Source organism: Streptomyces albicerus (genome assembly GCF_008905045.1).
GTDB lineage: Bacteria > Actinomycetota > Actinomycetes > Streptomycetales > Streptomycetaceae > Streptomyces > Streptomyces albicerus.
On record NZ_VWMY01000041.1, the window covers coordinates 75,385 to 84,161 of the forward strand.

Consider the following 8,777-nt stretch of genomic DNA (forward strand, 5'->3'; position numbering starts at 1 on the left):
GTTGGCCAACAGCCCTTGACCAACAACCGTTGGCACGCGCCAGGAGGCCGCCATGAACGGCAAGACCCGCAGCACCGCCCGCAGCACCGCCACCTCCGCCGTCACCCGCGACGTCATCGTCGTCGGCGCGGGCCCCACCGGGCTGCTGCTGGCCGGAGACCTCGCCACCGCCGGTGTCCCCGTCACCCTCGTCGAGAAGCGCGCGCACAAGATCAGCAACCTCTCCCGTGCGTTCGTCCTGCACGCCCGCACGCTGGAGCAGCTCGATGCCCGAGGGATCGCCGACGAGTTGGAGGCCAAGGGGCAGACGCTCGACCGGCTGCGTCTCTTCACCCGGCTGACCGTCGACCTCACCACTCTTCCCTCACGCTTCAACCACCTGCTCGTGCTGCCGCAGTACGAGGTGGAGAAGGCGCTGGAGCGGCGGGCGGTAGAGGCGGGGGTGCGGTTCGCGTACGAGACCGAGGTGACGGGGCTCGTGCAGGACGCGGACGGGGTGACGCTCCGGGTGCGCGGGTCCGGCGGGGGGTCCGGCGGGGACGCGCAGGAGCTGCGGGCCGCGTATGTCGTCGGGACGGACGGGATGCGCAGTGCCGTACGGGAGGCGGTGGGGCTGCCCTTCCCCGGGCACTCGGTGATCCGTTCCGTCGTCCTCGCCGACGTCAGGCTCGCCGAGGAGCCCGCGACGTTGCTGACCGTGAACGCGGTCGGGGACGCGTTCGCCTTCCTCGCGCCGTTCGGGGACGGCTACTACCGGGTGATCGGCTGGCACCGCGGACGTGACGTCGCCGACGACGAGCCCCTCGACCTCGACGAGGTCAAGGAGATCACCCGGCTCGCCCTCGGCCGTGACTTCGGTATGCACGACGCCCGTTGGATGTCCCGCTTCCACAGCGACGAGCGCCAGGCTCCGGCGTACCGCGTGGGCCGGGTCCTCCTCGCCGGGGACGCCGCGCACGTCCACACCCCGGCCGGCGGCCAGGGCATGAACACCGGCCTCCAGGACGCCGCCAACCTGAGCTGGAAGCTCGCGGCGACCCTCAACGGGTACGGTCACGCCGACCTGCTGGACACCTACCAGGCCGAGCGCCACCCGGTCGGAAAGTCCGTCCTCCGCAGCAGCGGCGGAATCGTACGGCTCGCGATGGCCAAGCGGCCCTGGACACTCGCGGCCCGTGCCCTGCTCACCGCGTTCCTGGACCACGCCCGCCCGGCCCGCACCCGCATGGTCGGCCAGGTCACCGGCATCGGCTACGCGTATCCGGCCCCGCGCGGCTCCCACTCCCTGGTCGGCAAGCGTGTCCCGGACGTGGCGCTGCGGAACGGACGCCTCTACGAGGCCCTGCGCGGCGGCAGGTTCGTACTCGTCACCCCGGCCGGCACCTCCGTGGGCCTCGACGCGGGCGCCCGCAAGGACCGCCTCACCGTGGCGAGTTGGGCAAGCGACCGCCGTACGGTCCTCCTGGTCCGCCCGGACGGATACGCGGCCTGGGCGGCGGACTCGGCGAACACCGAGGAGATCGAGGCCGCCCTGACTGAGGCCGTCGGCCGAGGCTGAGGCCACAGGGCCACAGGGCCACAGGCCCACGGGGCCACAGGGCCACAGAGCCGCAGGGCCACAGAGCCGCAGGGCCGCAAGGCCGCAAGGCTCAGAGCCTCAAGGACCCGGGGCCCGGGGCTCGAAGGCTCCGAAGCTCAAAGCCCCGTGCTAGCGGCCCGTCTCGCCCGTGGCCGCCAGCAACTGACGCAACAGGTCGGCCAGTTGGTCGGCCTGTTCCTCGTCGAGGGCCGAAAGCGCCTCCGTCTGGACGGCGAGTCCGGCTCCGACCGCCTCGTCGACGAGCTCCAACCCCCTGTCGGTGAGCGTCACTTGGAGGGCCCGGCGGTCGTGGGGGTCGGGGGATCTGCGGAGCAGACCGGCCCGTTCCAGCTTGTCGAGCCGTCCGGTCATGCCTCCCGTGGTCAGCATCAGCGTCGCCGAGAGCTGGCGCGGCGAGAGGGTGTACGGGGCGCCGGACCGCCGCAGGGTGGCGAGTACGTCGAACTCGCCGCGTGAGATTCCGAGTCGGGCGTAGCTCTTCTCCATCCGGTCGCCCATCGCCCGCGAGAGCCGGAAGACGCGGCCGAAGACCTCCATCGCCGCCGTGTCCAGGTCGGGCCGGACCGAGGCCCACTGATCGATGATCGCGTCGACGGGGTCCCTGGGTGACTTGGACGTGCTCATGGGACGAAGTATCCGCCCCGCACCACTTGGCGGCAAGAAAGAAGCTTGGTAGAAAGTAGCTTAGAGCTAAGCTACTTTCCATCAAGCGATCTTCATCCTCCCTGGAGCCGGTCATGAACCGCCCCGCCACCGCCCCGGTCACCATCCTCCTCACCGCCCTGGCCCCCATCTCCTGGGGCTCCACCTACGCCGTGACCACGGAGTTCCTCCCGGCCGACCGCCCCCTGTTCACCGGCCTGATGCGTGCCCTGCCCGCCGGTCTCGTCCTGCTCGCCCTTGCCCGCAGGCTGCCCCGCGGTGTCTGGTGGTGGAAGGCGGCGGCTCTGGGCGCGCTGAACATCGGCGCCTTCTTCCCGCTGCTCTTCCTCTCCGCGTACCGGCTGCCCGGCGGTATGGCCGCGGTCGTCGGTTCCATCGGCCCGCTCTTCGTCGCGGGCCTCGCGGCGGCCCTGCTCGGCGAACGCCCGACCCTCCGTACGCTCCTCACGGGCATTGCGGCGGCTCTCGGTGTGAGCCTGGTCGTGCTGAAGGTGGCCGGGGCCCTCGACGCCGTTGGCCTGCTGGCGGCCCTCGCCTCGACCGCGTCGATGTCCGCCGGCACGGTACTGACGAAGCGGTGGGGGCGCCCCGAGGGCGTGGGCCCACTGGCCCTCACCGGCTGGCAGCTGACCGCGGGCGGGCTGTTGATCGCTCCGGCCGCCCTGCTCGTGGAGGGCGCGCCGCCCGCGCTGGACGGCCGTGCGGTCGGCGGCTACCTCTACCTCGCCCTGGCCAACACGGCGATCGCGTACTGGCTCTGGTTCCGCGGCATCGGCCGGCTCACCGCCACGCAGGTCACGTTCCTCGGCCCGCTCTCCCCGCTGACGGCGGCCGCCATCGGCTGGGCGGCGCTCGGCCAGGCGCTGGGCCCCGTGCAACTGGCGGGCATGGCACTGGCCTTCGGGGCGACGGTGTTCGGCCAGCTCGGGGCGCGTCCGACGCTCCGCCCGACTCCCCAACCCTCGTCTCCGCCGGTTGAATCTTTCAGTTCAACTGAAAGGAATGGTCGAAAAGATTCGATGGACGTGACGGTTCACGCGCTGCGACGGTAGATCCGCAGATCCGCAGATCGACATCGACCGAGTTCCCGGCGACGGGAAGAGAGGCGGGGATAGACCGTGGCACTCCTGGACCGGACCCGTACGCACCGCACGCGCGAGACGAGGAGGGCACCCGGCGGAACCGGCACCGGCAGCGACACCGGCACCGGCACCGGCCTCAGCTTCGGCCTCGGTCTCGGCATCGCGCTCGCGGTGGTCGCCACGGTCGTCTGGTCCGGCAGCTTCGTCACCTCCCGCGCCCTGCACGACAGCGTCCCGCCCGTCCAACAGGCCTTCTGGCGCTGGATCGTGGCACTCGCCGCCCTCGCCCCGTTCGCGGCACGGGCGGCCTGGCGGCAACGGCACGTACTCCGCCGCCACTTCCGCTTCCTCCTTCTCGCCTCCCTCCTCGGCGTCGCCGCCTACAACACCCTCGTCAACCAGGCGGCCGTCTCCACCTCCGCCGGCACCATGGGCATGATCATGGCCGCGTCGCCGGTCCTGATGGCGGTGTACGAACGGGCTGGCGGCGTACGCCTCGGAGCGCGCCGTATCGCGGGCATGCTGATCGCCTGCGCCGGGGTCCTGCTGCTCATGGGCGACGGGAGGCTCTCGCTCGACTTCGGTGCCGGGGACCTCTGGATGGCGGGGGCGGCCGCGTGCTTCGCCTCGTACAGCGCGCTGTTGCGGCACAAGCCGCGGGAGATCGACGGGCTCGCGTTCCTCTTCACGGCGTTCGCGCTCGGTACTGCGATGCTGCTTCCGGCGTACGTGTGGAGCGTGACCGCGCAGGGCGCCTTCGACCCGGCACCGGCCACCGTCGGACCGCTCCTCTACGTCGGCGTCTTCTCCTCCGCGCTCGCCTTCTTCGCCTGGAACAAGGCGATCGCGCTGATCGGTGCGGCACGGGCCGGGGCGGTCTACTACCTCCAGCCGGTGTGCGTGGCGGTGCTGTCGTACGCGGTGCTGGGCGAGCCGACGACTCCCGTGCAGCTCCTCTGCATGGTGCTGATCCTGGGCGGGGTCGTCCTCGGCGCCGGCGTGCGGGGCAGGTGACGGCGGGCGTGGCGGATAAGTTGCCGTCCATGGCCGAGCGCGACAGGCGGGACCGCGACAGGCGGGACGACCACCCGCGGGACCACGACAAGCGGGACCACGACAAGGACCATGACAGGTGGGACATCAGGAAGCTCGTCATCCTGCGTACCCTGCGCGAACGCGGCACCGTCACCGCGACCGCCGAAGCCCTGTCGCTGACCCCCTCGGCCGTGTCGCAACAGCTCACGAATCTCGCCAAGCAGCTCGGTGTGCCCCTGCTGGAGGCGCAGGGGCGGCGGGTACGGCTCACCGGCGCGGCGCATCTCGTGCTGCGGCACGCGGAGGCTGTCTTCGAGCAACTGGAGCGGGCGGACGCGGAGTTGGCGGCGTACACGCAGGGGGAGGCCGGGGAGGTGCGGGTGGGGGCCTTCTCCACGGCCGTGCCCGCGCTCGTCGTACCCGCGGTGCGTGCCCTGCGTACGTCGAGTCCCGGGGTCTCTGTGCAGGTGCGTGAGGCCGAGGCGGGCGAGGCGTACGAGTTGCTGGGGGCCGGGGAGGTGGATCTCGCGTTGTCGCTCGCGGCCCGGGCCGCGCCGGACGGGGCCGATGCGCGTTTCACGCGGGTGTCGCTGCTCGCCGATCCGCTCGATGTCGCGCTGCCTCGCGAGCACGCGCTCGCGGGAGCGGACGAGGTACGGCTCGCCGATCTCGCTCGCGAGCCGTGGATCTTCGGAGGGAGTGGGCCCTGGTCCGACATCACGCGAGTCGCCTGTGAGGCGGCGGGGTTCACTCCGCGGCAGGGGCACTCGGCGTCCGGGTGGACCGCGATCCTTGCCATGGTGGGGGCGGGGATGGGGGTTGCGCTGGTGCCTCGTATGGCTGCCGCCGCCCGGGGTGGCGGGGTGGTGATGCGGGCCCTCGATGAGGATCGGCCTCGGCGGCATGTCGTTGCCGCGGTGCGGCGTGGGGGTGAGGGGGCGCCGGCGGTGGCTCGCGTGCTCGATGCGTTGCGCACGGAGGCACGGGCGCTGACGTCGCGCCGTCCCACGTGAGGATTTCGCCCCCCGCCGCCCCCTACGGCCTCCGCACCTCGAACTGGAAGCAGCCGTACTCGAGCGCCCGGACATGGACCAGCGCGACCTCCGGATCGGCGAAGGCCTCAGTGAAGGCCCGGTCGAAGCCCTCGTCGGCCGGCTCCGGGATTTCCAGGAAGCGGCCGCCGACGATCTCGCCGCGGGCGTTGTAGCGGCGCACCGTGCGCAGCGCCCCGGGCCGGTCGAACGGATAGCGGTCCATGGGCCCGGGCCCGCCACAGTCGTCGGCGTGGATGAAGACCGGCCCCTGCTCGTCGTACGCACCGGGATCGACCCCCGCCTCCGCGGCCCACCGCCGCAGAGGAGCGTACGAGACCAGCGCGATTCGCTCCCCCGGCTCAGAGCCCCGCAGACAGCAACGCAGCGGACTCCCGCCCTCCTCCTCGACGAACGGGACGCAGCGCCGGCCGGCGTCATCGGCGTCACGGAGTTCTTTCAGGGCGCCCGGCGCGATCGGGCGTGCGGTGTACATCGTCATGAAGTCCAGACTCGCGCCCCCACGCCCCTCCCACCGGCGGGAAACGGACATCGCATTCCCCGCAGCTCCCGTGGAAGGATGGCGCAACTGACACATAACGAGGAGATGACCGCGTGCCTGGCACAAACCTGACCCGCGAAGAGGCACAGCAGCGGGCGAAGCTGCTCACCGTTGACTCGTACGAGATCGATCTCGACCTCTCCGGCGCGCAGGAGGGCGGCACCTACCGGTCCGTGACCACGGTGCGCTTCGACTCGGCCGAGACCGGCGTCGAGTCCTTCATCGACCTGGTGGCCCCGACGGTCCACGAAGTCATCCTCAACGGCGACCCCCTGGACCCGTCCGAGGTCTTCAAGGACTCGCGGATCGCGCTCCCGGAGATCCTGGAGGGGCGCAACGTACTGCGCGTCGTGGCCGACTGCGCGTACACCAACACCGGTGAGGGACTGCACCGGTTCATCGACCCCGTCGACCAACAGGCCTACCTCTACACGCAGTTCGAGGTCCCGGACGCCCGCCGCGTCTTCGCGAGCTTCGAGCAGCCGGACCTCAAGGCCACCTTCCAGTTCACGGTGAAGGCGCCCACCGGCTGGACCGTCATCTCCAACTCCCCGACGCCGGAGCCCAAGGACGACACGTGGGTGTTCGAGCCGACGCCCCGGATCTCGACGTACATCACCGCGCTCATCGTGGGCCCGTACCACTCCGTCCACAGTGTTTATGAGAAGGACGGGCAGTCGGTCCCTCTCGGTATCTACTGCCGGCCCTCGCTCGCCGAGTTCCTCGACTCGGACGGGATCTTCGAGGTCACTCGGCAGGGCTTCGAGTGGTTCCAGGAGAAGTTCGACTACGCGTACCCGTTCAAGAAGTACGACCAGCTCTTCGTCCCGGAGTTCAACGCGGGCGCGATGGAGAATGCTGGTGCCGTCACCATTCGTGACCAGTACGTCTTCCGGTCGAAGGTGACGGACGCCGCGTACGAGGTGCGGGCCGAGACCATCCTGCACGAGCTGGCCCACATGTGGTTCGGCGACCTCGTGACGATGGAGTGGTGGAACGACCTGTGGTTGAACGAGTCGTTCGCCACCTACACCTCCATCGCCTGCCAGGCGTACGCCCCCGAGTCCCGCTGGCCGCACTCCTGGACCACCTTCGCCAACTCGATGAAGACGTGGGCGTACCGGCAGGACCAGCTCCCGTCCACGCACCCGATCATGGCCGAGATCCGCGACCTGGACGACGTGCTCGTCAACTTCGACGGCATCACGTACGCCAAGGGTGCCTCGGTCCTCAAGCAGCTCGTCGCGTATGTCGGCATGGACGAGTTCTTCCGGGGCGTGCAGGCGTACTTCAAGCAGCACGCGTACGGCAACACCCGCCTGTCCGACCTGCTGGGCGCGCTGGAGGAGACCAGCGGACGCGACCTGGGCACCTGGTCGGAGAAGTGGCTCCAGACGGCGGGCATCAACATCCTGCGCCCGGAGATCGAGACCGACGAGAACGGGGTCATCACCTCCTTCGCCATCCGCCAGGAGGCCCCGGCCCTGCCCGCGGGCGCGAAGGGCGAGCCGACGCTGCGTCCGCACCGCATCGCCGTCGGCCTGTACGACCTCGACGACGAGAGCGGCAAGCTGGTGCGCGACGAGCGTGTCGAGCTGGACGTGGACGGCGAACTGACCGCCGTGCCCCAGCTGGTGGGCAAGCGCCGTGCCGCGGTGGTCCTGCTCAACGACGACGACCTCTCGTACGCGAAGGTCCGTCTCGACGAGCAGTCCCTCGCCTTCGTGACCGAGCACCTCGGCGACTTCGAGTCGTCCCTGCCCCGCGCCCTGTGCTGGGCCTCGGCCTGGGACATGACCCGCGACGCCGAGCTGGCCACCCGCGACTACCTGTCCCTCGTCCTCTCCGGCATCGGCAAGGAGTCGGACATCGGCGTCGTGCAGTCCCTGCACCGGCAGGTGAAGCTGGCGATCGAGCTGTACGCCGACCCGACCGCGCGCGAGGCGCTGCTGACCCGGTGGACGGACGCCACACTCGCGCACCTGCGTGCGGCCGAGCCGGCGAGCGACCGCCAGCTGGCCTGGGCGCGCGCCTTCGCGGCGACGGCCCGTACGCCGGAGCAGCTGGATCTCCTGGAGGGCCTGCTCGAAGGCAGGGAGACCATCGAGGGCCTGGCCGTCGACACCGAGCTGCGCTGGGCGTTCCTGCAGCGTCTCGCGGCGGTCGGCCGCTACAACGAGGCGGAGATCGCGGGCGAGTACGAGCGCGACAAGACGGCCGCCGGTGAGCGTCACGCGGCGACCGCCCGTGCCGCCCGCCCGACCGAGGAGGCCAAGGCGGAGGCCTGGGCCTCGGTCGTCGAGTCCGACAAGCTTCCGAACGCCGTGCAGGAGGCCGTGATCGGCGGTTTCGTCCAGACCGACCAGCGTGAGCTGCTCGCCCCGTACGTGGACAAGTACTTCGCGGCGGTCAAGGACGTCTGGGACTCGCGCTCCCACGAGATGGCCCAGCAGATCGCGGTCGGTCTCTACCCGTCCGTCCAGGTCTCCGAGCAGACCCTGACGAAGACGGACGAGTGGCTGGCCTCCGCGGAGCCCAGCGCGGCCCTGCGGCGGCTGATCTCGGAGTCCCGCTCCGGTGTCGAACGCGCCCTGAAGGCCCAGGCGGCGGATGCGGCGGCCGCGACGCCGTAGCACTCGTACGGGGATGGGGCGCCCGGTGTTGTGCCGGGCGCCCCATTCGTGCGCTGTGGTCCGCTTGGACGGGGTGGCGTTTCTCGCCCCCGCCGCCCCTACCCGTCCCATCCTTCTGGGGCTCCGCCCCAGACCCCGTCTCGGGGGCCAGCCCCCGAACCCCCGCTCCTC

7 protein-coding genes are annotated in these 8,777 nt (G+C 71.0%); 5 read left to right on the forward strand and 2 right to left on the reverse strand.

Annotated elements, in window-relative coordinates; all coding sequences use genetic code 11:
* Window positions 1-52 precede the first annotated feature (52 nt).
* Complete coding sequence (locus GAS53_RS33420) at window positions 53-1,558, forward strand: FAD-dependent monooxygenase (RefSeq protein ID WP_151481495.1); 1,506 nt, start codon at window positions 53-55, stop codon at window positions 1,556-1,558.
* A gap of 150 nt (window positions 1,559-1,708) precedes the next feature.
* On the opposite strand, the gene GAS53_RS33425 is transcribed toward GAS53_RS33420, so the two are convergent.
* A complete protein-coding gene (locus GAS53_RS33425; protein WP_151481496.1) occupies window positions 1,709-2,224 on the reverse strand; it encodes a MarR family winged helix-turn-helix transcriptional regulator in 516 nt (171 codons plus the stop codon).
* Between the two features lie 113 nt (window positions 2,225-2,337).
* Here GAS53_RS33425 and GAS53_RS33430 point away from each other — a divergent pair, with 113 nt between their 5' ends.
* The 3 genes from GAS53_RS33430 (at window position 2,338) to GAS53_RS33440 (ending at window position 5,393) form a co-directional block, all read left to right on the forward strand.
* Window positions 2,338-3,315, forward strand: coding sequence for an EamA family transporter (locus GAS53_RS33430; protein ID WP_151481497.1), 978 nt, complete (start codon window positions 2,338-2,340; stop codon window positions 3,313-3,315).
* A 66-nt stretch (window positions 3,316-3,381) separates the two neighbouring features.
* On the forward strand, window positions 3,382-4,359 hold the full coding sequence (locus tag GAS53_RS33435; RefSeq protein ID WP_151481498.1) for a DMT family transporter: 978 nt from the start codon (window positions 3,382-3,384) through the stop codon (window positions 4,357-4,359).
* 29 nt (window positions 4,360-4,388) lie between these two features.
* Complete coding sequence (locus GAS53_RS33440) at window positions 4,389-5,393, forward strand: LysR family transcriptional regulator (RefSeq protein WP_151481499.1); 1,005 nt, start codon at window positions 4,389-4,391, stop codon at window positions 5,391-5,393.
* Between the two features lie 22 nt (window positions 5,394-5,415).
* On the opposite strand, the gene GAS53_RS33445 is transcribed toward GAS53_RS33440, so the two are convergent.
* Window positions 5,416-5,913, reverse strand: a complete 498-nt coding sequence (locus GAS53_RS33445; protein WP_151481500.1) for a DUF1203 domain-containing protein — start codon at window positions 5,911-5,913, stop codon at window positions 5,416-5,418.
* 113 nt (window positions 5,914-6,026) lie between these two features.
* On the opposite strand from GAS53_RS33445, the gene pepN reads away from it, so the two are divergent.
* Complete coding sequence (gene pepN / locus GAS53_RS33450; RefSeq protein WP_151481501.1) at window positions 6,027-8,606, forward strand: aminopeptidase N; 2,580 nt, start codon at window positions 6,027-6,029, stop codon at window positions 8,604-8,606.
* The last annotated feature ends 171 nt before the right edge of the window (window positions 8,607-8,777 follow it).